The following is a 26751-nucleotide window of genomic DNA, read 5'->3' on the forward strand; positions in this document are numbered from 1 at the left end:
AGGAGTTTGAAAAAACATTATTTTCCTAAAACATTATTTCAAAAGCTGATTTTTACATTTATCATTATGGCGGCTTATTTGGTAGGTAGAGAGCTGCCGCTTTATGGTGTGGATTTAGCAGCTTATGATGCTTTTAGGGATAAAAGTGCGGATTTAATAATGCAGACTATTGGAGGAGATAGGTACAAGACAAGCTTGCTTGCTCTTGGAATATCTCCTTTTATGTTTTCTACACTGTTTGTACAGATGATAGTGGCTTTTAAAAGTGCAGACAGCAAATCACATACATCACCTAAGAAAATTACAAGAGCCACTCTTATTCTTATGGTTATCTGGGCCAGCGTTCAGGCCTATCTCACAACGAAATCTACAATTTACATTTATGACGGTGGTACAGAGCTGATCCTTGCCAAGGTTATTTCAGGTATTGAAATGGTGACAGGAGCCTTTGTTATTCTGTGGCTTGCTACAAGGAATGGAAAGTATGGAGTGGGCGGTCAGACTATTTTGATTTACGTTAATATCCTGGATAGTGTTGTTAATACCGTTAAAAATATTGAGTTTAAAGAGCTAAAGGTGGTAGGAATTCTATCTGTGATAGCCCTGGTATTTACCATTATTTTTGAAAATACCGAATACAGAATCCCTATGCAGCGCATCTCAATTCACAGTATTTTCTCAGATAAGAATTATATTCCTATTAAGCTTAATCCTATTGGTATGATGCCAGTAATGTTTGCTTCAGCCTTTTTCCAGTTGCCAGCATATATAATTACCTGGCTTGCTGAATCCTTCCAGGATAATGGAGATTTGCAGTGGCTTAGTGAAAACATGGATACAAATCATCCTCTTGGAATCGGGATTTATATTGTGGTTTTATACGTAATTACGATAATATTCTCATTTATTTTTATCAGCCCGAAGAATCTGGCAGAGTCTTTGCAGAAGGCTGGAGATAGTATCACAGGATTAAAAGCTGGAAGAAAGACAAGGGTTTACATCAGGAATCGACTGCTGATTATAGCTATTTTTTCAGCTACGTTTTTGAGTTTGTTCATTGCATTGCCATTGTATTTGCATATGGAGGGAATGATTCCGGCAGCTGGTATGAGCCTTCCTTCAATCCTCATAGCAATGGCCAGTATTAATTGTAATTTGTACCGAGAGTTCAGGGCGGTTAAAGAGTACGACGCATACATTCCGTTTATATAATTGGGGGAGCCTATGCTTTACTTCATTCCTGCATGGTACCAACAGAATAAGTGGAAAGAGCTGGAGCAGAGCTGGCACACCAGAAGAATGCATACTGAGTTTGATGATACCGTAAAACAGGTGCAGATGTTCCACAGAAGTGGAATGCACGACTTCAGAATTCTTCTTTTGAGCCACACTCCAAACTTCAGACATTTCCTTCATCGCCAGGGTGTTTTGCATGCATCTTACTGGTCTTGTTTTGATGCCATTCAGGAAGTTACAAAGAAGAAGGCAGTGGTTTTCTCTTTCCACAATTTAAACTGGCCTGAAGGAATTGAATTCGTATATACCCCATTTGTTGTGGTGGCTTATTTGAAAAATGAAAAATATGCTCAGATAGAATTTGGTGAAGCGGGAAATCCTATCGAAGTGGCCATGTATAAAAATGGTCTGGTGAGCAAAAGAAATATATATGATGACAGAGGATTTGTGTCTGCCATGGAAGTATATGATCAGGGCAAGCTTTTGTACACTGACTATCTTACAGAAGCAGGCGTTGCCAAACTCAGAGAGTATGCAGATGATGGTCGCGTGGAAATCAATCCGCAAAATAATACATTCCTGGTTTTTGTCGATGATGAAGTGGAAACAGTAGAATTTAGTTCTCTTAATTACCAAAATCTGGGAGAGGTGATCCGAGAGGTTTTCTACACTCATATTTTGATGAACAACGAGGATGACATTTTCTGCATTGCCATGCATGACCAGAATGTTTTGGTTGCCAATGAACTGATTGGACGAGAAAAATGTATTCTGTCATTTTATGGAGACAGATATCGTATAAAGGATCATCCTGAGGCAAAGGAACTGGTAAAGAAGGCTGGATACATCATCACTGATTCGGAGGCTACCAGTAGATATCTGGTGAGAGAGCTTGGTGAGGAAATCGAGAATCTGATTGACATTTCTCCATATGATTCACGAATGGATTTTGGTATCAGTGGAGAATTAACTGTGCAGAAGGTACTGGTGCCTGTTGATGATTTACCTGAGGACAGATTTAAGGCGTTGATAATTCAGCTGGCCACATATCTTCCTCAGAATGAGAATGCAATGATTCATCTGTTTACCAGAAATGCTACCTACAACTGGCCGGATGTGCTTTTGAACAGGGTGGCAGATATAGTTGAGGAAGCAGGATTTGACAGAAGGATGGTCATTCCGGAAGAAATCGAAGATGATACAGCAGAAAATGACCTGGATCTGGAAGACGAAGATGAAGAAGAGATTCCAGTAAGATTTTTTGTAGAACAATGTGTGGATGAACTTTCTGTAAGTAAATGTATCCGTGAGCAGCGAATCATGGTTGATATGAGACATAATCCGGATTTGTACTTACAGATAAACTGCATCAGTACTGCAATACCTCAGATTATCAGGCGCGAGACTCAGTACATGCAGAATATGTACAACGGTTTTGTTGTGAAGGATTTTGAGCAGATTCCAGCAGCCCTGGACTATTTCCTTGGTTCGCTTGCAAATTGGAATCAGGCTAAGGTTTATTCCTATGAGATAGCCCAAAAATTTACAACCAGAAAACTTTTGGAAAAGTGGAAGGAAGTAAGGGCCTATATGGAAGGTCAGGAAAGTAAGTAATTATGGAAAAAGCCAGTTGGACAGTTTATTGGAATGAATATAGTTCGGATACCTATCTCTATGGCTCTGAAATAGAGTATGTGGCCAGGAATAATGTGCGCTTCAAAAATGAGCTGATGCCACCGGGAACTGTTATTAAACAGTGGTATTCCCTTACAAATTATCAGGCCCAGAGAATAGAGCCGTCATTGCCTATCATCGATGGAGAAAGCAGGTATCGAATAAAGGTAAATGTGGAGACTCCTGGCGATACAGGTTGTCTTATCCGCCTGGTATTTCTGGACAGATACGAGAGAGAGGCGGGAGATTTTACATTGAGAGGCAAGGAGGCAGAATTTTCCTGCCCATTAAAAACCTACAGCTACAGAATGCAGTTGATAAATGCAGGTATGACAGAGTTTGTTTATCATTCAGTAATCATTGAAGAGATAGAAAACGAGAAGTAATGAAAATCAAAAAGACCAAGGGTATCGTAAAGCAACTTTATAAGGAGCTGAAGAAGGTAAAAAGCTACAAGGAAGAGATGGCGGCTCTCACTGACGAGGAGCTGAAGGCTAAAACTGGGGAATTCAGACAACGTTTTGAGAACGGGGAGAGTCTGGATAAAATGCTTCCTGAGGCTTTTGCTGCTATGTGTGAGGCAGACATGCGAGTGCTTCACATGTTTCCTTTTGATGTTCAGATTTTGGCGGGTATTGCTTTGCATTTAGGATATCTGGCCGAGATGAATACGGGAGAGGGAAAGACCCTTACTGCGACCTGTCCTATGTACCTTAATGGTCTTACAGGAAAAGGCGCCATACTGGTTACAAATAACGAGTATCTGGCTCTTCGTGATGCTGAGGAGATGGGACCTGCTTATGAATTTATGGGTCTTACTATTTCAGCCGGTGTAAAGCGAGATGCTGATGATAAATTTGAAAATGATGAGAAGAAGGAAATCTACAATTCAGATATCGTATATACCACACATTCTGCTTTGGGATTCGATTATCTGATTAACAATCTGGTGAAGTCTGCAGAAGAGCGGTTCATGAGAGATTTCTATTACATCATCATCGATGAGGCAGATTCGGTACTATTGGACAGTGCCAGCACTCCTCTTGTTATTTCTGGCGCACCACGTGTCCAGTCTAATCTTTATGATATGGCAGACTTTTTTGTACGAACACTTCAGGAGGATGTGGACTATGAGGTGGAGGAAAAGAATGTCTGGTTTACAGAAAAGGGGCTGGAATATGCTGAGAGTTATTTTGGAATAGATAATATTTTTAGCCCAGATTATTTTGAGATATACAGGCATCTGGTGCTTGCCCTTAGGGCTCATAAGATAATTGAAAAGGGAACGGAGTATATGATTTCTGAGTCTGGTGAGGTGGCCCTTATCGACGCCAGCTCAGGTCGTATGTTAAAGGGTGTAAAACTTCGTGGAGGACAGCATCAGGCTCTTGAATGTAAAGAGAAGGTGGAGATTACCCAGGAGAACCGTTCCATGGCATCTATCACTTATCAGAATTTCTTCTCTATGTTCCCAAAGATGGCGGGCATGAGTGGAACTATTTATGATGCCAGAGACGAGCTATATGACGTGTATGGAAAGAAGGTTGTGGTTATACCTACCAACAATCCAATCCAGCGTGTGGACTGTCCGGACTGGTTCTTTAGTGATTCTGAAAAACAGTTTGAGGCAGCCATTAAACTGGCGGTTAAAAAGCATGAGACGGGGCAGCCTGTTCTTATAGTTACCACTATGATTTCGGATACAGAGATAATATCTCATCTTCTGGTAAAGGAAGGATTGGCTCATTCGGTTTTGAATGCCAACAACGCATTCTGGGAGGCTGAGATTATTAAAGAGGCTGGTCAGATGGGAGCTATGACAGTGGCTACATCCATGGCTGGTCGTGGAACTGATATTAAGCTGGGACCTGGTGTAAAAGAGCTTGGTGGACTGGCTGTTATCGGTGTAGGCCGCATGCTTAACATTCGTGATGAACGTCAGGCCAGAGGAAGAGCAGGCCGTCAGGGTGACCCTGGATACAGTAGATTTCTTGTATCTCTTGAGGATGACATTGTGGAGAAGGGTACTGACCCTGAGAAACTAAAAAAATATATTGATGGTAAAAAACGTATAAGCGATAGAAGGATTAAAAAGATTGTAAACGGCGCCCAGCGAACCAACGAGGAAATGGGTGTAACAAACAGAAAGAATTCCAAGGATTATGATGTAGTTCTCCAGCTGGAAAGAAAGCTTATGTATGATACCAGAGATATGCTTTTGGATGGTGGTACAGTTGAAAAAGAAAAGCTTATGGCCATTGCAGGGGAAAACATAGATGAGTTCCTTAGGGAAAATCGAAAGCTCGATGCATCAACTTTAAACAGATATCTTCTGGATAACATTTCATACAGGATGGAGAAGGAAAGCAGCCTGATTAATCTTTCGAACAAGGCCAGAGTAAAGGCTTATATTCTGGCTAGAGTGGAAAGGTCTTTAGAGGAAAAGAAGGAGGCCATTGGCTCTGAAAATGGAATGAATGATTTTATCAGGGTCTCAGCTCTTTCAGCCATAGATGAAGCCTGGATTGAACAGGTTGACTATTTGCAACAGCTTCAGGGAGCTGTCTCAGGAAGAAGCTCCGCCCAGAGAAATCTTATGTTTGAGTACCAGGGCGAGGCTTTGGAATCCTTCAGAAAGATGGAAAGCAGAATTAAGAGAAACATAATCAGAAATGTATTGTTGTCGGAAGTCAGCATGGATAAGAAAAATAAGTTAAGGATAATTCTTCCATAGGTGTCGTATGATTTATAACTTTAACCTTGGCATTGGCTGGGCGTCTTCAGGTGTTGAGTATGCCCAAAGCTACAGAGCCAACATTCTAAGAAAAATAAATAAGCCTGCCAAATTCATTTTCACCGATATGTTTCCAAGGGATAACCTTATCGATATGACAAGAAACATAGGCTTTGAGGATGATGAGATTATCTGGCTGTACACTTTCTTTACTGACTTTGTTCCTGAGCCGGTGACCTATGAGCTAAAGGATTTTAAAGCATCCATAGGTCATGATGAATACACTTACGAGAGAGAAGGAAAGATAGGCAGGGTAATTTTTGGTGGAAGCAATAATTTTTTTAGAATCTATTTTTTGAATGAAACTGAAGAAAAGATACATAGAGTGGAGATGGTTTCCGCAGGTTGTCTGATTCGAAAAGATTACTTCATGTCTAAGAGAGTTTTTACGGAATACTATGCGCCTCTTGATGGCAAGGCACATCTTTACCAGAGAAGATTTTTCAACAGGGATGGTTCCGTAGCCTACGAGGAAGCCATTGATGACGATTCTGTAATGTATAAATTCCCTGATAAACTGATTTGCTCGAAGGAAGAGTTGATAGGTTATATGACCCAAAGGCTTAACCTTACAAAAAATGACATTGTCATAATTGACAGAGCTACCGGGCAGGCGCAGGCAATCCTTGAAAATTCTGGTGAGGCCAGAATAGGTGTAGTTATTCATGCAGATCATTTTAGCGAAGGTTCAACAGACGAGAATTATATTCTCTGGAACAACTATTATGAGTACACATTCTCAATGAACAGGCATATTGATTTTTATATTACGGCCACTGATGATCAACGTACTCTTTTGATAAGTCAGTTTGAAGAGTATATGGGAGTGACTCCTACCGTATATACGATACCTGTAGGAAGTCTCACAGGGTTAATGTATCCAACTGAGCCTAGAAAGAAGCATTCCTTCATTACAGCTTCACGACTGGCTACAGAAAAGCATGTAGACTGGCTGGTTGCAGCAGTTGTGGATGCCCGTAAGAGGGTGCCGGATATCAGTCTTGATATCTATGGCAAAGGCGGTGCTGAAGAGGAACTGAAAAAACAGATTGAAAAGCTTGGGGCTGAAGATTATATAAAGCTCATGGGTCAGCATGATTTAACAGATGTTTACAAGAACTATGAGGGATATTTATCTGCATCCACAAGCGAGGGCTTTGGATTGACATTGATGGAGGCCATCGGTTCGGGACTTCCGATAATTGGTTTTGATGTAAGGTACGGAAATCAGAATTTTATAGACCAGGGATTAAATGGCTATAAACTGCCATATCTGATTGGAATGGAAAGAGCAAGACGCCAGGAGAAACTGGTTCAGGCAATAGTAAAGCTGTGCACAGAAGACGATATAGAAGCCTTTAGTAAGCATTCATACGAAAAGGCAAAACAGTATTTAACTGAAGAGGTAGAGTTGAAATGGAAAAAGCTGATAGAGATGAAATAATTTTATTATTTGATTATTTTAACAGAGGCAGCCAGAATCTCTTTGAGTCTTTTTCCAATGCAGAGATTCCAGTGAAGGCGTTTGTTATCAACGATGATGGTTTTCTTCCTGATGGTGTAATCAATATTTATGAACACTTTTTGGGGGATTATCGTAAATGCGATAGTTGTCCGGGAAAGCCGCTGTATTTTAATCAGATTACTGTGCCTGACTACTGGGAGATTAGTGCAAATAACACCAGTGGAAGTATTCATGATAAGGACAAGGAAAGGGGCAGAATATTCTTTGCACAGCCTACCCACAAACGCTATGTCAGACTTGTGGATTATCTTGATGAAGTGGGGAATGTTCGGTGTACAGAGCACTACAACAAATATGGCGCCCTATATGCCCGCACTATGTTTAACAAGAAATCAGAGAAGGTGAACAAAACCTTTTTTGATATTGAGGGCAGAGAGGTAATCGTAGAAAACTATGTTACCTCAGACATTATTTTAAACTATCAGGGCAAGACTTTTATTTTTAAAAACAGGACGGACTTTATCTGTTTCTTCCTGAAGCTGAGAGGGCTGGAAAACAACAGAATTTATTTTAATTCTCTTTCTGTTCCATTCTTTGTTTCCAATACGTTAAAGTCTCCGGGGCAGCCAAAAGAAGACCTGCTTTTCTGGCAGGAGCCACCGAGGGATGATATCCCTGGAAATATGCAGGTGATTTTCGACGGGAAGGCCAATAGCTGCGGCAGGGTGGTAGTTCAGAATCGACAGGCATATGAGAAGCTGCTGGAGCTTGGAGCACCAGAGGAAATGATGACTCAGATGGGATTCATTTACACCTTCCACAAGAAAAACATGGGAAGACCGGAGGCTTTGATTTGCACCAATACAGAAAATGTGGAGAAGCTGAAGGAGATTGTAGAAGGATTGCCACAGGTGACATTCCATGTGACAGCCATAACAGAAATGTCCGCGAAACTTTTGTCCCATGAAAAATATGACAATGTGATCATGTACCCGAATATAAAGGCTATAACCCTTGAAAGATTGTTTAATAGATGCGATTTTTACCTGGATATTAACCATGAAGGGGAAATTGTGGAGGCAACAAGAAGGGCTTTTGTATATAATCTTCTGATACTTTCCTTTAAAGATACACAACATGGAGTATATACAGCCAAGGAAAACCTATTTGAAAGTACAAATTATACTGCATTAATCCATAGATTGAATAATCTGTTAAAAGACAAATCAATGCTAGATGAGGCAATAACCACACAGCATTCGGAAGGTTCAACAACTAGCACAAAAGAATTTAAACAAATTTGTGAACATTAACGAATACGGCCCATTTTGTGAAGTAAAATTGCACAAAAATGAGGGCCGTTTTTTTATGTTCCATACAACCAAATTCCTTGAATTGGGGTGCAATCTGTGTTTAAATAATAGCGGACTGTCTGTAACCCCTTAATTGCAGACGGTAATTTTCAGTTTTTTTATTTTTAGGAGGATATTGTAATGGCTAACAAATGGGTGTATATGTTTAGCGAAGGTGACATGTCAATGCGCAACCTTCTCGGCGGAAAGGGTGCTAATCTTGCAGAGATGACAAGCATTGGCTTACCAGTACCACAGGGTTTCACAATCACAACAGAGGCTTGTACTCAGTACTATGAGGATGGCCGTAAAATTAACGACGAGATCATGGCTCAGGCTATGGAGGGTGTTAAGAAAATGGAAGAGATCAACGGCAAGAAGTTCGGCGATCTTAAGAACCCACTTCTCGTTTCAGTTCGTTCAGGTGCTCGTGCATCTATGCCAGGTATGATGGATACAATCCTTAACCTTGGTCTTAATGATGAAGTAGTTGCAGCTATGATCGCTGGTAACCCAGATCCAGCTTTCGAGCGTTTCGTATATGATTCATACAGAAGATTTATCCAGATGTTCTCAGATGTAGTTATGGAAGTAGGTAAGAAGTACTTCGAGCAGCTCATCGATGAGATGAAGGAAAAGAAGGGTGTTAAGTTTGACGTAGACCTTACAGCTGCTGACCTTAAGGAACTTGCAGAGCAGTTCAAGGCAGAGTACAAGAATCAGCTTGGTTCTGACTTCCCTTCAGATCCAGTAGAGCAGTTAAAGCTCGCTATCGAGGCAGTATTCCGTTCATGGGACAACCCTCGTGCAAACGTTTACAGAAGAGACAACGATATCCCTTATTCATGGGGTACAGCAGTTAACGTAATGCCAATGGTATTCGGTAACTTAAATAATGAGTCTGGTACTGGTGTTGCATTCACTCGTGACCCAGCTACAGGCGAGAACAAGCTTATGGGTGAGTTCCTTATCAACGCACAGGGCGAGGACGTAGTTGCTGGTGTTCGTACACCAATGCCAATCGCTCAGATGGAGAAGGAGTTCCCAGAGGCATACGCAGAGTTCATCAAGGTATGTGAGACTCTTGAGAATCACTACCATGATATGCAGGATATGGAGTTCACAGTAGAGAACAAGAAGCTTTACATGCTCCAGTGCCGTAACGGTAAGAGAACAGCTCCAGCTGCTCTTAAGATTGCTTGCGACCTCGTTGATGAGGGACACAAGACTCCAGAAGAGGCTGTAGCAATGATCGACCCACGTAACCTTGATACACTTCTTCACCCACAGTTCGAGGCTGCTGCTCTTAAGGCTGCAACTCCACTTGGTAAGGGCCTTGGTGCTTCTCCAGGTGCTGCATGTGGTAAGGTTGTATTTACAGCAGACGATGCTGAGGCATGGGCTGCTAGAGGAGAGAAGGTAGTTCTTGTACGTCTTGAGACATCTCCAGAAGATATCACAGGTATGAAGGCTGCTCAGGGTATCCTTACAGTTCGTGGTGGTATGACATCACACGCTGCAGTAGTTGCTCGTGGTATGGGTACATGCTGCGTTTCTGGTTGTGGCGACATCAACATGGATGAGGAGAACAAGAAGTTCACTCTTGCAGGCACAACATTTACAGAGGGGTCTGAAATCTCTATCGATGGTACAACAGGTAACATCTACGCTGGTATCATTCCAACAGTTGACGCTGTTATCGCTGGCGAGTTCGGTCGAGTAATGGCTTGGGCAGATGAGTTCAGAAGACTTAAGGTTAGAACAAATGCAGATACTCCAGCTGATGCTAAGAAGGCTAGAGAGCTTGGTGCAGAAGGTATCGGTCTTTGCCGTACAGAGCACATGTTCTTCGAGGCTGACAGAATTGCAGCATTCCGCGAGATGATCTGCTCAGATACAGAGGAAGAGAGAGAAGTTGCTCTTGATAAGATTCTTCCTTACCAGCAGGGAGACTTCAAGGCTCTTTACGAAGCACTTGAGGGATGCCCAGTTACAATCAGATTCCTTGATCCACCACTTCACGAGTTCGTTCCTACAGAGGATGCTGATATCGAGAAGCTTGCAAAGGCTAAGAATAAGTCAGTAGAGGAAATCAGAAACATCTGCGAGTCACTCCACGAGTTCAACCCAATGATGGGTCACAGAGGATGCCGTCTTGCAGTTACATATCCTTCAATTGCTAAGATGCAGACAAAGGCTGTTATCCGTGCAGCACTTGAAGTACAGAAGGCTCATCCAGATTGGAATGTTAAGCCTGAAATCATGATTCCACTTGTATGTGAGGTTAAGGAGCTTAAGTATGTTAAGGACGTTGTTGTAGAGACAGCTGATGCTGAAATCGCAGCAGCAGGCGCTAAGCTTGAGTACGAAGTTGGTACAATGATCGAGATCCCACGTGCAGCTCTTACAGCTGATGAGATTGCTAAGGAAGCTGACTTCTTCTGCTTCGGTACAAACGACCTTACACAGATGACATTTGGTTTCTCTCGTGATGATGCTGGTAAGTTCTTAAATGCTTACTATGATACAAAGATTTTCGAGAACGATCCATTTGCTAAGCTTGACCAGACAGGTGTTGGTAAGCTTATGGAGACAGCTATTAAGCTTGGTAAGCCAGTAAATCCAAACCTTCACGTAGGTATCTGCGGTGAGCACGGTGGAGACCCATCTTCAGTAGAGTTCTGCCACAAGATTGGTCTTGACTATGTATCATGCTCTCCATTTAGAGTACCAATCGCTAGACTTGCAGCTGCACAGGCAGCTATCGCTAACAAGTAATTGGCGGTTTTGTTGTTTGGCTAGTGAAATATAATTGAGTATTGGGCCCAGCCCTTCGGTTCTGCCGAGGGCTGGGTCTTTTTTTGTGGGTTTGCCTAGGCGTTTCCGGTGGCGCGGGCAGTGCTGGCGGCGGTTTTAGGATTTGCACTGCCTGGAAACAGCTGCACAGGCAGTGCAGATTGGGAGATTTATGATTTGAACTGCCCTTATAGAGCGATTCGAGCAGTGCTGGAAAAGAAAATGAAATTAGCACTGCTTTAGAGAAGAGATTGGAGCAGTGCAAAGGGAGAAAATGAATTCAGCACTGCTCTGGAGAAGTGAAAAGGGCAGTGGTAGAAAAGAAAAAGAATCCAGTACTGCTTTAAAAGATAAGGAAGATGTGGCCTGGGTATTGAAACAGAGAATAGCGGGACTAATATAGATTCGGTATTTCATGAAGACTAAGGAATCTGTATAATTAAAGGCAGTGAAATTTACAAAACGAGATTTTTAGAGGCAAATTATATTTCAGTAAAACTTTCCATGGAGAGAAAAAGAATGAAGTTTCATTCATATGGAGATAAAAAGAATAAGACGATACTGGCATTGCACGGAATGCTTTGCGACTGGCAGAAATTCCGGGAATTGCTTAAACCGTTGGAAGAAACATATTATGTCATATATCCCGCAATGACCGGATGCTATGACGGTTCAGAGAATTTTGTTTCTTTTGCAAAAGAAAGTGAGCAGATTGAGGCCTATGTTACGGAGAATCTTGGCGGCGAACTCTATGCCGTTTGGGACGCTTCTCAGGGTGCAACCGTACTGACAGAGCTTCTTGCAAGAAACAGGATTAGTATAGAAAAAGCAATCCTCGACGGAGTATATCTGGCGCATCAGGGGAAAATATGTGCCAAGCTGGGGCTGAAGGCATTTCTGAAGATGCAGAAAAACGGCGGACAGATTTCAAAACGAATGCAGGTCGTGAGTAAACTTATGGGACTTGGCAAAGAAGATCTCGCTGAGTTTTCGTTACTGTACTGGGGAAGTAGCAAAGAGTGTATGCAGGCTAATCTTATCGAGAATTATACATATCGCGTGAATGAAGATATCAGCAAGACCGAAACAAAAGTATATCTTTGGTGTGGCAGCAAGGAACCTTATGCCATAAAATCCCATGAGATTTTGAAAAAGTACTTAAAGAACTATGAAGAACATATTTGGCCGAATGTCGGTCATGGAGTCATGCTGTATTTTCATACGGATGAGTATGTTGATGCAGTAAGAGAAAAATTGAAGGAATAACTTACAGGATAATGAAATAAGCAAATCGGGATTAGTGGAGTAGAACATGGATAAAAAAAAGGCTTTGTCTGGCGCCATAACATTTATAACCCTGATGGGAATCGTAAGTCTGTTTTCGGACATGACTCATGAAGGCGCAAGAAGCATATTGGGCGAATATCTGAACCTCGCAGGGGCATCCGCTGCAACCATCGGATTTGTGTCCGGTATAGGAGAATTGTGCGGGTATTCACTAAGGCTCATATCTGGATTTATAGCAGATAAAACAAAGAAATACTGGACATTTGTTATCACAGGCTATGTAATACAGGCTCTGGCGATTCCTGCACTGGCACTCGTACCTGAACATGGCTGGATTTGGGCCTGCGGTCTTGTGATCCTGGAGCGTATCGGAAAAGCGATAAAAAAGCCTGCCAAAAACACATTGGTAAGCTTTGCGGCAAGCGAGATCGGAACCGGAAAAGGCTTTGCCTATCAGGAGTTTCTGGATCAGCTTGGCGCGTTTCTCGGACCGGTACTGCTTTTTGTAACAGCTCTTGTAAAAGGTACAGACGACCTTTTTACAACATATAGAATCTCTTTTGCGATACTGCTTGTTCCTGCAATGATCACCATAGCTCTTGTTTTGACAGCAAAGATAAGATACCCTGATCCGGAGATCTTTGAAAAGCAGGAAGATAAACCGGCAAGCTTTGAATTCAGGAAGTCATTTGTTCTGTTCATGGCGGCCATCTGCTTTTTTGCTTTTGGCTTTGCAGACTTCACCCTGATCACACTTCATTCGGCTAAAACCGGAGCATTTAATGAATCCATGCTCAGCCTGCTATATGCTGGGGCAATGGCTGTGGATGCCTTTGCTGCACTATTCTTTGGCTGGCTTTATGATAAGGTCGGGCTGAAGGCTCTGATCATTTCCACACTATGCAGCACATTCTTCTCATGTTTTGTTTTTATGACTGGAAATGCCTGGTTGATCGGAGCTGGGATAATTCTGTGGGGGATTGGAATGGGTGCGCAGGAAAGTATTATGAAAGCAGCTGTCAGCGGAATCGTCCCGCGTTCCATGCGAAGCACCGGTTTCGGAATATTTGAGACAGGATTTGGTATTGCGTGGTTTCTGGGCAGTTGGCTTCTCGGTGCCCTGTATGATTTGAATCCTGTGTATCTTGTCACTGTGTCTGTGGTATCACAGTTTCTGGCGATTGCATTTTATGCTTTATGCCTCCGGTGCAATAAGACAGAGTGTTAACAATTCCAGTTTGTTGGAATGAGCATTATATCGGAAGTTAATCGCACAACTTCCAGTTTGCGGAGGTAAAGATGGTAATAATTATAACGGGAGCATCCCATGTCGGGAAAACGATTCTGGCACAACGGATGCTTGAGAAATACAAATACCCTTATTTTTCAATTGACCATTTGAAAATGGGACTTATTCGTAGCGGCATTACTCATCTCACCCCAGAAGACGATGATGAACTTACTGACTATCTTTGGCCAATCGTTCGAGAGATAATAAAGACTGCTATTGAGAATGAGCAGAACCTTATTGTTGAAGGCTGCTATATACCTTTTGATTGGAGGAATAGTTTTGGTGAACAGTATCTTCAGTCGATAAGATTCATCTGTCTTGCTATGTCAGATGAATATATAGACACGCATTTTGAAGAGATAAAGTCACATGGTTCAGATATTGAAACAAGACTAGATGATTCTTATTGCACAGTCGAACAGCTGAAGCAAGACAATCACCAGGTCATAGATGGTTGCAAGTCTAATGGAGAAAAGATTACTCTGATCACCGAAAGCTATGAGGATTCTATAAAACACGTTTTGGATTAACAAATTCAAGTTTGTCCAGCTCTTAATTGAATAATGAACATTACATATGGCAGTTATCGAAAGATAACTGCCATTTTTTACTTTCAAAAAAATAAATATATTTAAAGTTTTGAAAATGCGGCGTAAAAATTTACGTTGCACTTGCGTCGGGTTTAATAGTTTTCGCCTGTAAAAATGTATTTCTACACTAATTTAAAAGACTGCGCGGATATAAATCGAAATATATGCCGATATATGTTAAAATATAATAGAAAAGGAGGCGGATATTATGACTAATGCTGACGCATGGAATTATGCAATAGGTATGATTAAAGTAGACGGTCTAGAGCCAACTAAAGATTTTAAAGAATATATAGAAAAAGAAAAACGTGGTGAAGTAACAATGGAGGATGCAAAGCGTTTTTTAGATAAGAAATATAAGATGAAGGAGTCCACAAATGCGTGATCCTTATCTTTATGAGGACGTTCCTGTACTAAAAAATATTCTTGGTATAAAATCTCAAGAATTGCTGGATGAAGCTGAGGCTGATTATGTTGTATATCGATTAAAAGATGTAGCAATTAATCCATTGCCTGGAGATTATCACACGGAACATTTTCTTAAGATGCATCAGGTTATCTTTCAAGATATATTTGATTGGGCGGGTTCGCCTCGAACTATTTCGATTTATAAAGAGGAAGATGTTTTAGGTGGACAATCTGTAGAGTATTCTGATCCGTTTGATATTGTTTCTGATATTCATCATGTATTGAAAGACATGAGAGAAAAAGAATGGGATGCATTTAATCATGAAGAATTAGCAAATCAATTCTGCGATTCTTTAGCGGCATTGTGGAAAATTCATCCATTTAGAGAAGGAAATACTCGAACTACAATAACTTTTTGCTGTCAATTCATTGAAGCACAAGGAATAATGATTAATCGAAAGCTTTTTGAAGAAAATGCTGGCTATGTTAGAACTGCTCTTGTTGCATACAATGCATTCTTTTCTGATGGAAGTGATTTTAGCAAAAAAGAGTATTTATATAAAATTGTTTATGATGCTTTTTCTGAGCAATAATGTGAACGTTGCAAAAAGTGTCGTAGGATAGCACACCACTACAGGCAGCTATCGCTAACAAGTAATTGGCGGTTTTGTTGTTTGGCTAGTGAAATATAATTGAGTATTGGGCCCAGCCCTTCGGTTCTGCCGAGGGCTGGGACTTTTTTTGTGGGTTTGCCTAGGCGTTTCCGGTGGCCTGGGTTTTGAAACAGAGAATAGCGGGACTAATATAGATTTGGTATTTCATGAAGACTAAGGATTCTGTATAATTAAAGGCAGTGAAATTATCAAATCGTCTTGGATTTGAATTGAAATCATATGAGGAAGTGGCAGACGTCAATTTATACGATACAATTATTTATGTTGGTGCATTATATGCTGGCGGAGTACTGGGGATGAAAAAGACATTTAAGGGCATGAAGAATCAACTGCCAACAGAAGTATATGATAAAGCTTCTATTTTCCATTTGAGAGGTGGAATAGATTATTCAAAGTTAGGATTTAAGCACAAAACCATGATGGGAATGCTTTATAAAAAAGCTGTAACACTGCCGGAAGACAAGAAAACTTCTGAAGTAAGGGCAATGATAGAAACCTATAATAAACAGGTGGATTTTGTGGATTTAATCACGATAGAGCCAATTGTCAAAGCATGTTTTGAAATATAATTCCTGTTTATTGACATAAATAATTATGAGATTTGATTGCAAGGCAATTTGTATTAAACTTATATGATGATTAGTAATTTAAGAAGCTGGAATTTATTATGTGAAGAGAGGGCGGGTTTTTCGATTATTTATGTTTTTCAAGAAAAAAATTGAGAAAAAAGAATATGATAAATCAACCAAGAAACCTGTTATTAAGGCTAGTATATGCACTGGTGAACAGGTTGCGGGTTTTAAAGATATTTCCACAGGGGTATTTGAAGATGTAATGTTGATTAAAACTCCTGAAGATCTTGCAGTCTTTAAAGAAATGTATGATATAAAAGAAGAAATAGAAAAGATATATTAAAAAGATAAAACATATTTTTGCTCAAGCGAATATGTTTTATTTTTTTATCAAATAATAGTTGACACAGTGTCAAGAAGGTGATATGATGCAATCATCAATTGACACGATGTCAACAGAAAGGAGTACATAAAAATGATAAAAGCATTACCTAAGATCGCACTTGGTGCATGGGCATGGGGCAATGATATGTGGGAAAAGAAGATGTAAGGAGAAAAAACATGGCAGTAGAAAATAAAGAGACAATTGATAAAAGAAGAGAGGAAATAATGGATGCCTGTGAGAAGCTTTATGAAACAATGGGCTTTCAGAGCATTAACATAAAGGTTATTAGCACAGAGACCAGCTTTTCCAGACCTTCCATATACAATTATTTCCAGACTAAGGAAGAAATCTTTTTAGGACTTTTGACCCGTGAATATATGAAGTGGAATGAAGATCTTAAAAACATTATCGGAAGAAACTCTGATATGGATAAAGATTCCTTGGCGCAAGCAATAGCAAAATCTATGGAAGAACGAAAGACACTTCTGAAAATTTCTGCCATGAATCTGTATGAGATAGAGGAAAATAGTAGGGAAGAACTTCTTGTTGACTACAAGAGAACTTTCAAGAATTCGATAGAACTTTTTGATGAATGCTTAAAAAAACACCTTAAGGTGTCCAATCAAAAGAGCGAACAGATACGATATGCATTCTTCCCATATATGTATGGAATCTACCCATACTCATATCCTACAGATAAACAGATATCTGCAATGGATGAGGTAAAGCTCTCTCATATGGATACGACAATTTATGAAATGACTTATCAGTTTTTAAAGCTGATCTTATGATTGAAGAAAGAAGGAATTAAAATGAAGAAGAATATTGGAGCAACACTTGCATTATATCCATCACCTGTAATCGTTGTAGGAGCAATGGTTGATGGCAAACCTAATTGGACACTTGTAGCACATGCAGGAACAGTGGCACATAGTCACCTTATGGTTTCTATGGTTCAGGCGCACTATACAAATAAGGGTATCCGTGAGAACAAAATGTTTTCAGTAAATGTGGTAGACGAATCTTGGCTTAAGGAAGCTGACAGAATGGGAGTCATCTCAGGAAATAAGGATGATAAGTCGGAAGCATTTAAATATACCGTTGGAGAAAACGGTGCCCCACTTATTGATGATGCAAAGGTATCCATTGAGTGTGAGATGGATTATAACTACGAGCTTGAGAATTTTGATAATTTCATTGGAAAGATTCTTGCTACTTACGCAGATGAATCTGTCTTAAACGAGGCAGGTAAGATTGATTATCACGTATTTAAGCCTGTGCTCTTTGAATTCCCTACATATGAATACTTTGTAACAGGTGAAAAAGTTGGTAACTGTGCAAAGATGAATCAGTGATTGGAGGTTTATGATGAGTATTACAGTCAATTTACGTTATAAAGGAACAGATGGTGCTGCAAAAAGATTTGCAGAGGAAATGACAAAAAGCGGAACTGTTGAAAAAATACGAAACGAGGCAGGAAATCTCAGGTATGAGTACTATCAGTCATTCGATGACCCTGAGACTATCCTTCTGATAGACAGCTGGGAAGATCAGGAGTCTATTGATGTACATCATGCTTCACCTATGATGCAAACAATAATGGACCTTCGTGAAAAATATGATCTTCATATGACGGTGGAAAGATACGTATCTGATACAAGCATGCCAGACAAGGATGCTGATTTTATAAGAAAATAAGAGATGTGCAAAATGAGATAAAAAATTGGATATCAGGATTAGAGATTGATTAGAAGGAGTGAGGAACATGAGTGAAAAGATAGTACAGACAGCAGGAAGAGAACAGCTTGGAGAATTCGCCCCAGACTTTGCGCATTTTAATGATGATGTTTTATTTGGAGAGAACTGGAATAATCAGGATATTGATGTAAAGACGAGGAGTATCATTACAGTTGTGGCATTAATGTCTCAGGGAATTACTGACAGCAGTTTGAAATATCACATTATGAATGCAAAAAATCATGGTGTATCACAAAAGGAGATGGCTGCTATTATCACACATGTGGCTTTTTATGCGGGATGGCCAAAGGCGTGGGCTGTATTTAACCTGGCAAAAGAAGTTTATAATGAGCCTGTTGCTGAGATTACTCGCTAAAATATATAAGGCTGCAAGGAGTAATCTTTGCAGCCATTTACTTTACGGGGTGTGTCTCAGATGGTAGAGCGCTACATAGCAGTTATCTCAAATCGAGATAGCTGCTCTTTATTGTTTCCATATTTTAATTGTAGCCAAAAGCTTTTCTTTTTGATTATCATTAAGTGTTTTTATTGCATTCTGAAGGAGAGCTTGATGAGACTTCTGTCGGTATTTCCGACAAAAGTTCTGGAGGTAGAAAACCAAAAATTTATAATTGCTATTACACTTATGATTGCAGAATCAAATCCGGAAGAAAAAGATATCATGACAACATTGGTCATGAATTTATTGAAGATGTAGGCAAATCGGCAGTTTGTAAGGTTCTTATGTTAGAGAAGGAGCTCGATAACTTCCAGTTTGAAGAATTAAATAATTGAATTGTTAGAGCCTGCCCTTGTGGCGGGCTCCTTTTTTTCTGTGAAGGTATAATCTTGGGCTGATATGGGAGGTGGTTATACCTTTTTGTCTAGTAGGTAAGTTTCAATGGTTCTTTTAATAATATCTTCAGTAAGCGGTGAATTAATGATATGTGTGGATTATTTTAATTTGGCTTTAGGTTTTGTATAATTGAATGCAAATAAAGAAGTGGCATTAACTAGAGGAGACAACCGAAATGAAAATTTTATTCATAGGCAACAGCCATACATACATGAATGACATGCCAGAGCTTGCCAGACGTATGATAGAAGATGCGACAGGAGAAGCTTGTGAAGTTTACATGCTAGCTTATTCAGGTAGATCACTAAGGTGGCATATGGAAGAAGAGTATTTCTCGGAGCGATTTAATATTTTACATGGGAAATATGATTACTGTGTTATTCAGGAACAGGCGCATCCAATGCCTGCAGAGGAAGACACTATAAAGTACGCAACAAAGATAGTGGAACTCTGCAAACGGGTGGGGACAGTGCCAGTTATCTTTGAGACCTGGGCTGAGAAGGCAAAGCCAGAAAATCAGATAGAGATGAACCGTAGATACAGAAGCCTTGCGACAAAGCTTGATGCTAGGCTTGCACCAATTGGTGAGTTATGGAGTGAAGTTTTAAATTCATCTGACGTTGATTTATATTTTAGAGATGGCGAACATGCATCAGCAATTGGTGATTTTCTGATTGCAATTGTACTTACGAAGGTTATTGCAGGAAAGCTTCCTAAAGAGAGCTTTAAAACTGCGTTTGATTTCACTGTGCCAGAGCAATTCCAGCCAGTTAAGGAAAATGTTCAGGATGAAGTGGTTGAGTTGGAGGCAGCAGTTATTTCATTAATAAGAGAACAGGTAGGCAAGGGATTATAATGACAGAAGAGATTTTTGACATCGTAGATGAAAAGGGACAGCCTACAGGTGAGACAGTGACTAGATCGCAGGCTCACGCTGAAGGTGTTAGACACAGAACTGCTCATATATGGGTGGTTCGTGACAATGGAGACAAAACAGAGGTACTTTTGCAGAAGAGAGCATTAAACAAGGACTCTTTTCCAGGCAGATATGATACTTCATCAGCTGGTCATATCCAGGCGGGTGATGAGCCGTTGGAATCTGCAATTAGGGAGCTTTCTGAGGAGCTTGGTATTCAGGCTGATGCAGATGATTTGAATTTTGCAGGAACATTTCCTATTCAGTATGAGAAGGAATTTCACGGCAAGATGTTCAGGGACAATGAGATTGCATTTGTATATGTGTATGATGAAGATGTAGACATTGATAAACTTACTATCCAGAAGGAAGAACTGGATAGCGTGGAATGGTTTGACCTGGAGGAAGTGTATCAGGCTTGCCAACCACCGAGGGATGAGAAGTTCTGCGTTCCTATGGGTGGGCTGGAGATAGTTCGTAAATACGTTAGTAATCAAGAGAATGTGGCTAAGAGTATGTCTTTAGGAATGTCTATGGGTATGCTTTTTGGAATGGCTATTGGAATTACCACTCACAAGATTGGCACATGTATGTGTACAGGAATGATGTTGGGAATGATTCTTGGTTTGGTCAATGGAACAAGGAAGAAAAGAAAGTAAAGTACAAAAGCAAGGGGACCATCCCTGAAAATGAATATGAAAATGAGTTGTTAGGTGAAGAATAAGTAATATCGTGGAATGAATATTAAATTAGGTGCAAAACGCAATGGAAATGCACCCAATAGGTTCGAAAACTTGACAGATTTATGCTTGTGGATGTAAAATACAATCAGAGTAGTGATATACTATAGCTTACAAATTGGAGGTTTATGATATGGGACAGGCAACTTTTAGTGTTCGTATGGATGAGTCATTAAAAAAGCAATTTGATGGTCTGTGTCAGGAATTTGGCATGAATGCCACTACAGCAATTAATGTATTTGCAAGAGCTGTTGTTAGACAACGTAAAATTCCATTTGAAATAGCATCGTCATCAGCTGAAATTACAAGAGAGGGAGCAATGCAAGCTTTTATGGATCTTCGTAATCAGGCTAAAGCTAATGGTGTCTCTGATATGAGTTTAGAAGAAATAAATAAAGAGATTAGCCTTGCTCGCAAGGAGGCTAATAGTTAATGGGATATTATGTAGTAATTGATACGAATGTATTCGTGTCTGCACTTCTTTCTAGTAGAGATGATTCGGCTACAGTTCAAATTATTTCAAAAATGATTCAGGGTGAGATAGTACCTGTTTATAGTGAAGAAATAATGAGTGAATATAGGGAAGTTTTGGCCAGAAAAAAGTTTAAGTTCTCACCTGAGACAGTTAACTACTTATTGGCTGCTGTTGAAAAATATGGTTTGAATGTTACACCATCACCTACAAATACTATACTTCCAGATATGAAAGATCTTCCTTTCTATGAAGTAGTAATGGAAAAGAGAGATGATAATTCGTATTTGGTTACAGGAAATAAAAAGCATTTTCCTATAGAGCCTTTTATTCTAACACCAAGAGAGTTTTTGGATATAATTAAATAACATGACAAAGAGTAGGACTTACAGATTAAAAATCTGTAGGTCCTTATTTTTTGAATAATTTTTGGATTTTACATTGCGCGATATAGCCTCACTGGAAAATTGGTAGCACCAATGCATTAACTATAATGATATAATAAAAGCAGAATAAGCGAGGGATAATAATGACTTATGGTAGTGCAAATCCACACCAAAAACACCTAGCTTGACAAGAAACCAATCTATTCTGTGCAAATTTGCATCAATATGAACTTTCGAAAGCATCAACTTTGGTTGGTGCTTTCTTTTTTGAAAAGAAGTACAATACCCTTATACAAAACATAAGTAAGGGGGCAATAATGACAGAAAAGATTAAAGTATTTAAGCACAACAGTATTTGCATTGATGTTGGAGACAGGGCGGTTTATGTAGATCCATTTGAGATGGATGAAACACCACGTGATGCTGCATTTATATTAGTTACTCATGACCATTATGATCACTTTTCGCCAGAAGCCATTGAAAAGGTCGCTAATAAGAATACAGTGTTAGTTGTTCCTGAGAAGATGAAAGGAAAGGCAGCAGAAGTTTCAGCAATTGTTGGCAAAATAGAATATGTCAATCCAGGAATGAACTATGATGTGGATGGATTAAGGTTTGAAACTGTTGCTGCTTACAATATTTTAAAACCATTTCATCCAAAGAGTGCTGGTTGGGTTGGCTACATCATTTCTGTAGATGGAAAACGTATTTACGTAGCGGGAGATACTGATGCTACTAAAGAGGCTAAAGCCGTAAACTGCGATATTGCCCTAGTGCCAGTTGGCGGAACTTATACTATGGATGCAAAGAAGGCAGCTGAACTAATCAATACAATTGCACCAGAAGTGGCTATTCCTGTTCATTATGGTCTGATAACTGGAACTTCTAAGAATGCGGGAGAAGAGTTTTCTAGGTTAGTAAAGTCGCCTGTAAAGGTTGAAGTAAGGATATAGGAGGGGCTTCATGAAATTCATCGGAAACGTAATTTGGATAATATGCGGCGGTTTGCTCAGTGCCATAGGCTGGTGGCTAGCAGGAGCATTGTGGTGCATCACAATTATTGGCATTCCAGTAGGTGTACAGTGCTTTAAGCTTTCATCAATCTCACTTAATCCATTTGGAAAAGATGTGGTAGATGAGGGCGGCGCTGTGTCTTGCCTGCTGAACATAATCTGGTTTTTTGTTTCAGGGTTGGAGCTTGCTATCGGCAATGCGTTAATAGGAATATTGCTATGTATTACAATTATCGGGTTTCCATTTGGTAAGCAGTTTTTCAAGATTGCAAAGCTTGCGATTGCACCATTTGGAGCCAGAGTTGTGAAGGTGGGGTAACTTAGCATGTACAAAATTGAAACTTTCATACCAAAAGAATCACTGCAGGAACTTCGCCAGGCATTGCTTGAAGTGGATGCAGGTCATATAGGAAATTACAGGGGATGTTTGTCTTACTATCCTGTTACAGGCGTATGGTTCTCAGATGAAGGCTCGAATCCTACAGTTGGCCAGAAGGGTCAGTGGAGTGAGGAGCCAGAGCTGAAAGTAGAGTTTAACGTAGAGGATGCTAACAAGGATAAAACGGTTGAAGCTATCAGGCGGGTTCATCCATATGAGGAGCCGGTAATTAATGCAATTAGGTTAGAATAACGTGGGGGGCGAATAAATGGCATCAAGCAAAGAGTACTTAGAATATGTCTTAGAGCAACTGTCATCACTGGATGATATCACATACAAGGCAATGATGGGTGAGTACATCATTTATTTTCAGGGGAAGATTGTAGGTGGAATCTATGATGATAGATTTCTTGTGAAGCCGACAAAATCTGCCATGATTATGATGCCAGAAACTTCTCGAGAATTGCCTTATGAGGGAGCGAAGGAAATGTTGCTGGTGGAGGATATAGATAACAGAGATTTCCTGCATGAGTTATTTAATGCGATGGTAGATGAACTGCCAGCACCTAAGAAAAAGTAGAAAGAAGGAATTAGCTTGAAGTACATTGTAAAAAGAATCCAGGAAGCAGACTATGGCTGCGAGGAGCGGCCAGCGGGTTATCTGCCGCAAGTGTTGCTTCGCTTACGTGACGAGACAGGACAGGAGATTGATATGGAGGTGGCGGATGCAGAGCTGCTGGCCAAGGATATCAATGAAGGCGACTGGGTATTCTTTGATAAGGATAATGAGATTTTTAAGGAAGATTAGAGGCTTATGTTTTTTATGTAGTAATTGTGGCTATGAGACAGCTGAAGATTTTGATTATTGCCCAAAGTGTGGGGTGAGGTTTTAGAAGTAGATTTAGGTGGTTTGGGAGAAGAAGATGATTGACTGCAGAGAGATTACAGAAGCGGACAATGCAGCAGTAGCTGCGCTTGTGCGCGATAATCTAAAGGCTCTTGGGCTGGATATCCCTGGAACGGTATATTTTGATGAGGGCTTGGACCATCTGAGCGACTTTTACAACAATGATGAGCGCAGATACTATGTCATTGAGGATGATGGCGGTCAGGTGATTGGTGGTATAGGATTTGCCAGGTTTGAACCTATGAAAGATACTGCGGAACTTCAAAAGTTGTACCTTTCAGATGGAGCGAAGGGCTCAGGTCTTGGATATGAACTGATTGATTTTGTTGAGGAGAAGATGCGCGAGGCAGGATACAAGGTTTCCTATCTGGAAACACATGATAACCTGCAGGCTGCTATTCATATTTATGAGAAGAAGGGGTATGTAGAGATTGAACGGCCAAAGGCAGTTGTGCATAGCACGATGAATAGGTTCTTTAGAAAAGAGTTATAAAACCGCATAAAATCAAGGAAAATATATGTGATTTACTGTCCAATAAACCGCGCATAAAAATGATAGTAATGAAGTTGGAATTTTGATAGATTTATCCAATTGGTCCGATATACTTATTAAGGGAAATGAAAATAGTATATCTATGAAGAATAATGCGGATGCTATGATGAAGATGAAATATTCACCTAAGAATAGTTTGATATTCCTTCATAATCATCCACAAAATACTTGTTTTTCCGAGGTTGATTTACGATCGTTTATGACTGCAGATGCAATATATATGATGTCTGTGATTGGTAATAATGGAAGGATTTTTTTTCTAATTAAGACAGATGATTATGATAAAGCTGCATCTCTGGTTTTTTATGAAAAATTATTTGAAAACTTTGAAGGAAGCAGTGTAAAAGAATTTTTGCGCACTTGTAGAAAAGTCGGTTTGAAGTTTGTATATGGAGGTGAATGATATGAGAAAACGTGATTTTGTTCAACCTACAGCAGAAGAGATAGAAAGTCGTGAAAAGATGTATGAAGAAGCTGAGCGTCTAGGAATAGATTTAATGAGTTTTGATGGAAAGAATGAGAATGATGCAGCTAGTAGAGATATTCGCAAGGCTATCGTATATCTAGGAACAGGAAAATCAGTTCCTAAAGATTTAGAAGAGCGTATTTTAAAGAGGAAGACAGTAGCCAAATAGGTTGATTAATAAGGATTTTTAGTGAATCTTGTACCATAAATTACCCTCTGTGATATACTAACGATAGTTATCACAGGGGTATTTTTATGGCAAAAGGGGCAAATCAAAAACTAAAGCTAAGCTATCTATGTAAAATCATGCAGAAGAAGACTGATGATGAGCATAGTCTTACATTGGCACAGATTATAAAGGAATTAGAGAAGTACGAAATTACTGCTGAGAGAAAGAGTCTTTATGATGATTTCAAGGTTATGGAGAATGATCTTGGAATTGAAGTTATAAAAGAGACTGTGGGCAGAGAGACTTTATATCATGTAGGCAGTCGTGCTTTTGAATTAGCAGAGGTTAAGCTACTTATCGATGCAATTCAGGCTTCTAAATTTATATCTAAAAGCAAATCAGATCAGCTGATTAAAAAGATGAATACGTTCGTCAGTGAGTACCAGGCTAAGCAGCTGAAAAGACAGGTCTATGTAAATGACAGAATCAAGACCATGAATGAGAGCATCTATTATTCAGTGGACTCTATTCATAATGCTCTGATGAACAATAAGCAGATAGAATTCCTGTATTGTGCCTGGACCTTGGATAAGAAGCTGGAGCCGAAGAAGGAAGGCAAGAAGTATAGGGTAAGCCCTTGGGCTCTTATCTGGGCGGATGAAAATTATTATCTGGTGGCTTATGATTCTGAAGAAGATAAGGTTAAGCATTATCGTGTAGATAAGATGATAAAGCTTTCTGTTGCGGATGAAAAAAGAAAGGGCGAGGAGCACTTCAAGAACTTTGATATGACAACGTATGCACTTGAAAACTTTTCAATGTTTGGAGGAGAGATTAAGAAAGTGCATATTGAATTCCCGAATGAGAATGTGGGAATTTTTATTGATAGATTTGGTAAAGATATTACTATTCGTCCAGCGGGAGAAGGAAGAAGCAAGATAGCAGTTGATGTGGCTGTTAGCTTACAGTTCTTCGGATGGATATTCAGTCTAGGAAAGGATGTAGCCATTATTGGTCCAGATGCAGTGGTGGATATGTATAAGACTGAACTTCAAAATAGATTAACAGTTTAATAACTAATCTATGTGAATTATATATGAGCAGCATTTGGTCTTAATTGACTGAGTGCTGCTTTTTTGGATGCAAAAACACAGTAAAACCAAGACTTTGAGTAGTCCAATTTATCTCCACTGTCATATGTACAATAAAGATTGATGAACCAACGAAGCTGTAATAAATATTGGAATTCATAGCTCGTTGAAAAAACATCAAAATTGATGTATTATACAGATAGGAGCAATGTAATGGAAATTTATGATTATCAAACTTCCGGAGGTAAAAATGTAATCGTAGATTATATTGATGGACTTTCTAAAGCGGAGCAGTTAGAAATATATGATATCCGCGATGAAATAAGAGAATCTGGTTTAGATGCCTTTGAAAAATTAAATACTCGACAGTTGCGAGGGAAGCTTTGGGAGATTAAGGCATCTCAAACAAGAATTATGTATGTAATTATAGATAGTGAAGGAGTTGCTTTTCTACATATATGTAAGAAACAGAAGGGTAAAGCAGAGAAACAAGAAATTGATAAGGCAATTAAGCGTGCAAAGCGTGAAGGTCTTATGTAGGA

At 39.7% G+C, this 26751-nt stretch carries 34 protein-coding genes and 1 pseudogene; all 35 read left to right on the forward strand.

Annotated elements, in window-relative coordinates:
• Window positions 1-6 precede the first annotated feature (6 nt).
• Entirely contained in the window at window positions 7-1212 is a 1206-nt protein-coding gene (locus G592_RS0103385) for a preprotein translocase subunit SecY (RefSeq protein WP_028246564.1), read from the forward strand.
• Window positions 1213-1224: 12 nt separating this feature from the next.
• Entirely contained in the window at window positions 1225-2850 is a 1626-nt protein-coding gene (asp1, locus tag G592_RS0103390) for an accessory Sec system protein Asp1 (RefSeq protein ID WP_028246565.1), read from the forward strand.
• 2 nt (window positions 2851-2852) lie between these two features.
• Window positions 2853-3296, forward strand: coding sequence for an accessory Sec system protein Asp3 (gene asp3, locus G592_RS0103395; protein WP_028246566.1), 444 nt, complete (start codon window positions 2853-2855; stop codon window positions 3294-3296).
• Window positions 3296-5644 carry an accessory Sec system translocase SecA2 gene (gene secA2, locus G592_RS0103400; RefSeq protein ID WP_028246567.1) on the forward strand — a complete coding sequence of 783 codons (2349 nt, stop codon included), beginning with the start codon at window positions 3296-3298 and terminating at the stop codon, window positions 5642-5644. The genes asp3 and secA2 overlap by 1 nt, the downstream gene beginning before the upstream one ends.
• Before the next feature lie 7 nt (window positions 5645-5651).
• Window positions 5652-7148, forward strand: a complete 1497-nt coding sequence (gene gtfA / locus G592_RS0103405; RefSeq protein ID WP_028246568.1) for an accessory Sec system glycosyltransferase GtfA — start codon at window positions 5652-5654, stop codon at window positions 7146-7148.
• Window positions 7121-8482 (forward strand): accessory Sec system glycosylation chaperone GtfB, encoded by a 1362-nt coding sequence (gtfB, locus tag G592_RS15555; protein WP_036951666.1) that lies wholly within the window; start codon window positions 7121-7123, stop codon window positions 8480-8482. Before gtfA ends, gtfB begins: the two co-directional genes overlap by 28 nt.
• A gap of 180 nt (window positions 8483-8662) precedes the next feature.
• The gene (ppdK, locus tag G592_RS0103415; RefSeq protein WP_028246569.1) at window positions 8663-11299 is read left to right on the forward strand and encodes a pyruvate, phosphate dikinase; all 2637 of its coding nucleotides are present in this window, start codon (window positions 8663-8665) and stop codon (window positions 11297-11299) included.
• 108 nt (window positions 11300-11407) lie between these two features.
• Window positions 11408-11560 carry a hypothetical protein gene (locus G592_RS17485; protein WP_155942149.1) on the forward strand — a complete coding sequence of 51 codons (153 nt, stop codon included), beginning with the start codon at window positions 11408-11410 and terminating at the stop codon, window positions 11558-11560.
• Between the two features lie 31 nt (window positions 11561-11591).
• Window positions 11592-11720 (forward strand): hypothetical protein, encoded by a 129-nt coding sequence (locus G592_RS17910; RefSeq protein WP_278244617.1) that lies wholly within the window; start codon window positions 11592-11594, stop codon window positions 11718-11720.
• Between the two features lie 116 nt (window positions 11721-11836).
• Window positions 11837-12583, forward strand: a complete 747-nt coding sequence (locus tag G592_RS0103430; RefSeq protein WP_028246570.1) for an alpha/beta fold hydrolase — start codon at window positions 11837-11839, stop codon at window positions 12581-12583.
• A gap of 46 nt (window positions 12584-12629) precedes the next feature.
• On the forward strand, window positions 12630-13832 hold the full coding sequence (locus tag G592_RS0103435) for an MFS transporter (RefSeq protein ID WP_028246571.1): 1203 nt from the start codon (window positions 12630-12632) through the stop codon (window positions 13830-13832).
• Between the two features lie 71 nt (window positions 13833-13903).
• The gene (locus tag G592_RS0103440) at window positions 13904-14425 is read left to right on the forward strand and encodes an adenylate kinase (RefSeq protein WP_028246572.1); all 522 of its coding nucleotides are present in this window, start codon (window positions 13904-13906) and stop codon (window positions 14423-14425) included.
• 268 nt (window positions 14426-14693) lie between these two features.
• Window positions 14694-14870, forward strand: coding sequence for a hypothetical protein (locus G592_RS0103445; RefSeq protein ID WP_176757607.1), 177 nt, complete (start codon window positions 14694-14696; stop codon window positions 14868-14870).
• Window positions 14863-15486, forward strand: a complete 624-nt coding sequence (locus G592_RS0103450; protein WP_028246573.1) for a Fic/DOC family protein — start codon at window positions 14863-14865, stop codon at window positions 15484-15486. The genes G592_RS0103445 and G592_RS0103450 overlap by 8 nt, the downstream gene beginning before the upstream one ends.
• Before the next feature lie 308 nt (window positions 15487-15794).
• Complete coding sequence (locus G592_RS15560) at window positions 15795-16136, forward strand: hypothetical protein (RefSeq protein ID WP_051194740.1); 342 nt, start codon at window positions 15795-15797, stop codon at window positions 16134-16136.
• A gap of 130 nt (window positions 16137-16266) precedes the next feature.
• On the forward strand, window positions 16267-16482 hold the full coding sequence (locus G592_RS0103460; RefSeq protein ID WP_028246574.1) for a hypothetical protein: 216 nt from the start codon (window positions 16267-16269) through the stop codon (window positions 16480-16482).
• A gap of 218 nt (window positions 16483-16700) precedes the next feature.
• Window positions 16701-17315, forward strand: a complete 615-nt coding sequence (locus G592_RS0103465) for a TetR/AcrR family transcriptional regulator (protein ID WP_028246575.1) — start codon at window positions 16701-16703, stop codon at window positions 17313-17315.
• Between the two features lie 21 nt (window positions 17316-17336).
• Complete coding sequence (locus tag G592_RS0103470) at window positions 17337-17879, forward strand: flavin reductase family protein (protein WP_028246576.1); 543 nt, start codon at window positions 17337-17339, stop codon at window positions 17877-17879.
• Between the two features lie 13 nt (window positions 17880-17892).
• Window positions 17893-18222: a putative quinol monooxygenase gene (locus tag G592_RS0103475; protein WP_028246577.1), complete on the forward strand. Its 330-nt coding sequence runs from the start codon at window positions 17893-17895 to the stop codon at window positions 18220-18222.
• A gap of 67 nt (window positions 18223-18289) precedes the next feature.
• Window positions 18290-18607: pseudogene (locus tag G592_RS0103480) on the forward strand (carboxymuconolactone decarboxylase family protein); the annotation flags it as partial.
• 203 nt (window positions 18608-18810) lie between these two features.
• On the forward strand, window positions 18811-19056 hold the full coding sequence (locus G592_RS17490) for a hypothetical protein (RefSeq protein WP_196801823.1): 246 nt from the start codon (window positions 18811-18813) through the stop codon (window positions 19054-19056).
• A 236-nt stretch (window positions 19057-19292) separates the two neighbouring features.
• Entirely contained in the window at window positions 19293-19973 is a 681-nt protein-coding gene (locus tag G592_RS0103490) for a hypothetical protein (protein ID WP_028246580.1), read from the forward strand.
• Window positions 19973-20692, forward strand: coding sequence for an NUDIX hydrolase (locus tag G592_RS0103495; RefSeq protein WP_028246581.1), 720 nt, complete (start codon window positions 19973-19975; stop codon window positions 20690-20692). Before G592_RS0103490 ends, G592_RS0103495 begins: the two co-directional genes overlap by 1 nt.
• Before the next feature lie 214 nt (window positions 20693-20906).
• Window positions 20907-21206: a type II toxin-antitoxin system RelB/DinJ family antitoxin gene (locus G592_RS0103500; protein ID WP_028246582.1), complete on the forward strand. Its 300-nt coding sequence runs from the start codon at window positions 20907-20909 to the stop codon at window positions 21204-21206.
• Complete coding sequence (locus G592_RS0103505; protein WP_028246583.1) at window positions 21206-21613, forward strand: putative toxin-antitoxin system toxin component, PIN family; 408 nt, start codon at window positions 21206-21208, stop codon at window positions 21611-21613. The genes G592_RS0103500 and G592_RS0103505 overlap by 1 nt, the downstream gene beginning before the upstream one ends.
• Before the next feature lie 335 nt (window positions 21614-21948).
• Window positions 21949-22584 (forward strand): MBL fold metallo-hydrolase, encoded by a 636-nt coding sequence (locus G592_RS0103510; protein ID WP_028246584.1) that lies wholly within the window; start codon window positions 21949-21951, stop codon window positions 22582-22584.
• 10 nt (window positions 22585-22594) lie between these two features.
• Window positions 22595-22963 (forward strand): YccF domain-containing protein, encoded by a 369-nt coding sequence (locus tag G592_RS0103515; protein WP_028246585.1) that lies wholly within the window; start codon window positions 22595-22597, stop codon window positions 22961-22963.
• Window positions 22964-22969: 6 nt separating this feature from the next.
• Window positions 22970-23275 (forward strand): cytochrome c biogenesis protein, encoded by a 306-nt coding sequence (locus G592_RS0103520; RefSeq protein ID WP_028246586.1) that lies wholly within the window; start codon window positions 22970-22972, stop codon window positions 23273-23275.
• A 16-nt stretch (window positions 23276-23291) separates the two neighbouring features.
• Window positions 23292-23603 (forward strand): TfoX/Sxy family protein, encoded by a 312-nt coding sequence (locus G592_RS0103525; protein ID WP_028246587.1) that lies wholly within the window; start codon window positions 23292-23294, stop codon window positions 23601-23603.
• Window positions 23604-23618: 15 nt separating this feature from the next.
• On the forward strand, window positions 23619-23831 hold the full coding sequence (locus tag G592_RS0103530; RefSeq protein ID WP_028246588.1) for a hypothetical protein: 213 nt from the start codon (window positions 23619-23621) through the stop codon (window positions 23829-23831).
• Window positions 23832-23946: 115 nt separating this feature from the next.
• Complete coding sequence (locus G592_RS0103535) at window positions 23947-24423, forward strand: GNAT family N-acetyltransferase (RefSeq protein ID WP_028246589.1); 477 nt, start codon at window positions 23947-23949, stop codon at window positions 24421-24423.
• An 82-nt stretch (window positions 24424-24505) separates the two neighbouring features.
• A complete protein-coding gene (locus G592_RS0103540) occupies window positions 24506-24886 on the forward strand; it encodes a hypothetical protein (RefSeq protein WP_028246590.1) in 381 nt (126 codons plus the stop codon).
• A 1-nt stretch (window position 24887) separates the two neighbouring features.
• Window positions 24888-25118: a hypothetical protein gene (locus G592_RS0103545; protein ID WP_015549271.1), complete on the forward strand. Its 231-nt coding sequence runs from the start codon at window positions 24888-24890 to the stop codon at window positions 25116-25118.
• Window positions 25119-25204: 86 nt separating this feature from the next.
• Entirely contained in the window at window positions 25205-26191 is a 987-nt protein-coding gene (locus G592_RS0103550; protein WP_028246591.1) for a helix-turn-helix transcriptional regulator, read from the forward strand.
• 231 nt (window positions 26192-26422) lie between these two features.
• Window positions 26423-26749, forward strand: a complete 327-nt coding sequence (locus tag G592_RS0103555) for a type II toxin-antitoxin system RelE/ParE family toxin (RefSeq protein WP_015549273.1) — start codon at window positions 26423-26425, stop codon at window positions 26747-26749.
• The last annotated feature ends 2 nt before the right edge of the window (window positions 26750-26751 follow it).

Source organism: Pseudobutyrivibrio ruminis CF1b (genome assembly GCF_000424005.1).
In the GTDB taxonomy this organism is placed as follows: domain Bacteria; phylum Bacillota; class Clostridia; order Lachnospirales; family Lachnospiraceae; genus Pseudobutyrivibrio; species Pseudobutyrivibrio ruminis_C.